The 2,397-nt window shown below is 42.8% G+C and carries 1 protein-coding gene; it reads left to right on the top strand.

From position 1 onward, the window contains the following. On the top strand, nt 1–2,397 hold a 2,397-nt coding region (locus CAG68_RS17200; protein WP_202599987.1), incomplete at both ends, for an RHS repeat-associated core domain-containing protein.

Below are 2,397 nucleotides of genomic sequence, written 5' to 3'. Positions count from 1 at the left end.
CTATCTATCCTGATCAGTCAACGGTCAATTATCAATATAATCAGCATGGTCAATTAGTTTCTAAGTTTCATTCCTCTGGCAAAGAAATTCAATATGGTTATGACGGCTTAGGTAAGTTAGTTAAAACGGTTTCACCTGACGGGGATATCGAGAAGGCTTACTACAATAGCCTCGGTCAAAGAGTTTGGGATACCGATCAGTTCGGCTGTGTCACGGAATATGATTACGATAAACACGGTCAAGTCGTCAAAAAAGAGTCTGAAGATGGTAAGAAAAGTCAGTGGTGGTGGGATGAACAACAAAGACTTATCGCGAATGAAATAGACGGTACATTACTTCGTTATAGCTACAATGAAGAAGATTTAGTGAATGGCGTTGCTTATCCCGATGGGTGTATTGCTCAACTCGCTTATGATCAATTTGGCAGGCGTACATCAGTTCGTTATTTTAACGACGAAGACAAAGTCGGTTATAGCGAAGAATATTCTTACGATGAGCACAGCCGTGTTGCTCAGATTCGAACGCCAGCAGGCATTACCTCGTATCAATGGGGAGCACTCGCGCAACAAGAAGCAGTCATCTTTCCCGATGGCAGCCATATTTCTTACGAATACGATCAACAACGTAACCTGACTAAATTAGTTCGGAGTGACGGCTTAGAGTTCGAATTCCTGTATGACGATGAAGGCCAGCTGTCAGGAACTGTCGGGTTTGATAATCTACAAAGCCAATTTGATTATGATCATATGGGGCGAATCCATCGTAAGCAAGTCGCCGATAGGACGGTGCTGTATCGCTATGACGCTGCGGGTTATCTCAAGCACGTCAAAGCAGGAAATGGTAGCAGTATTGTAGAGAACCACTTCAATTATACGCTTGGTGGGCGACTTACTTTCGCATCCAATCGCCATCACACATTGCAATACCAATACTCTTCATTCGGGCATTTAACAAAGCGCATTCAAGGCCAGTTTGAGATAACGCAGGAGTTTAACAGAGTTGGCCAACGCGTATCTCAGGTACTGCCAGATAATACGGAGCTGAACTTCTCTTATGATCGATATGGGCGTTTTTCAGCGATTCGGTTTGGAAACCTAGATTTACCTCAAATCAAATTTCATTACGATGAAATGGGACGAGTTTCCCAAATTGAAACGGCATATTTTAATGAGCGCATCATTTATGATGGTGTTGGTCGTTTGGTTGAACAGCATTGGCCAGATAGAGAGAAAAAGTACGTTTACAATGCGCAAAACCGTATTTCATCAATCATTGATAATACGGCAGGAGCAACACACTATCAGTACGATGCCTTAGGGCAACTTAAACGAGTCAATGCTTCCGGAGATGTGACTAAATTTGAATACGATAGTTTTGGCAATCCTACTTTGCCAACTTCAGAGGTATTCGCTGATCGTATTGAAGTACACGATGGTGTCAGGTTCAAATATGACGCGCAAGGAAACCAGACAAAACGTGAGGGGCAAGGACACGTTCAGACTCGCGTATTTGATGCGTTAAATCAGCTCATTGAAGTTCACACCGACGATGGTATCAGTCAATATGAATATGATGCATTAGGGCGCAGAACGAAAAAAATTACACAAAAAGGCGTTACGGAGTTCCTGTGGGAAGGTGAACGTTTAATTGGTGAACGCTCTTCAGGTGCTTTCCGTTGGTACCTATATCAACCCGAAACTTACACGCCAGTGGCACTGCTAGAAAATGACGTTATTTATTGGTACCAGTGCGATCAAGTTGGTAAACCAGAGCGACTGATCGATTGCGAAGGGAATGTTGTATGGAGTGCCAGCTACGATGCTAACGGCTTTGCTCATGTACATATTGAAAATGTAGCAAATCCACTGCGTTTTCAAGGACAGTACTTCGATCAAGAAACCAACTTACATTACAACCTCGCTCGGTATTACGATCCTAAACTAGGACGTTTTATCCAACAAGATCCGATATCTATTGCTGGTGGTATTAATCATTACCAATATGCAGTCAACCCTATCCAGTGGATTGATCCAACAGGTTTCCTTTGTGAAGAAGGGCTAAAACGCTTGGGTCAAATGTTGGCAGAGTATCAGGCGCAAAGCGATGTTCCCCAAGAGGTTTGCGATCAGATTTTAGAAGCAGCAAAAGAGTCATCCGTCGGAGAAGATGGCGTTCGATCGCAAGTCAAAATCCGAAAACCCAAAGGTAAAAATCATATTCGATATGAATACGATTTAGACCATATTGATTGCGAGAGAAACGAGATTACTTTTTATCGTCATATCAATCATTCAGATGGCACCAGACACGAAGTGCAGTATGTTGTTGGGATTGAGGAGTTTGTAAATGCGCATGTTTTTGACTCAGAGAAAGTTGGTGGAGAGGAAGGTTGCACGA

This window comes from Vibrio sp. V42_P2S4T144, assembly GCF_009904715.1.
In the GTDB taxonomy this organism is placed as follows: domain Bacteria; phylum Pseudomonadota; class Gammaproteobacteria; order Enterobacterales; family Vibrionaceae; genus Vibrio; species Vibrio alginolyticus.
Note: the sequence above shows the minus strand (reverse complement) of the source record. Positions and strands in the feature narration are given on the sequence as shown.